Origin of the sequence: Arthrobacter sp. 08Y14 (assembly GCF_002929455.1) — a bacterium.
In the GTDB taxonomy this organism is placed as follows: domain Bacteria; phylum Actinomycetota; class Actinomycetes; order Actinomycetales; family Micrococcaceae; genus Arthrobacter_B; species Arthrobacter_B sunyaminii.
This window is the reverse complement of the sequence record NZ_PJIX01000082.1, coordinates 1-501: the sequence shown is the minus strand read 5'-3', so window position 1 is coordinate 501 and position 501 is coordinate 1. Positions and strand designations below refer to the sequence as shown.

The following is a 501-nucleotide window of genomic DNA, read 5'->3' as shown; positions in this document are numbered from 1 at the left end:
ATGGTGCCTCGCTGGCTCGAGTCTTTCATTACCTCAGGTTATGTCAAGGCTGATGATTTGTGCCGTTGAAGGCTAGCTTATTCCTGCCAAGATCCTGATATCATCAGATGAGGTTGCGTTATGCTCAACAGGTTTGCCTCCTCCATTTCCGCGCTTCTCGACATGCGCGCAAATGGCCATTCGCTTCCGGCCGGGCTCTATACCCGGGAGGACGTCTTCGAGGCAGATCTCGACGTCTTCTTCGCTCGCCACTGGATCTATGTCGGACTGGAATGCGAGGTGCCTGAGGCGGGCGATGCCGTAGTTATCGACATCGGCAAGATCAGCGTGATCCTCCTGCGGGATGACGACAATGAGATCCGGGTCGTTCGCAATGTCTGTCGTCACCGCGGCTCCCGTCTCCTGGATGCCGGGGCCACCGTCGTATCGAAGCTCGTCTGTCCCTATCACCAGTGGACCTACGAGCTGGATGGCGCGCTCTCCTATGCCCCGCATATGGGC

1 protein-coding gene is annotated in these 501 nt (G+C 57.5%); it reads left to right on the top strand.

Annotated elements, in window-relative coordinates; genetic code table 11:
- Nucleotides 1-120: 120 nt before the first annotated feature.
- Nucleotides 121-501 (top strand): Rieske (2Fe-2S) protein (locus CXR03_RS19075; RefSeq protein ID WP_146070583.1); only part of this gene is annotated, 381 nt, incomplete at its 3' end.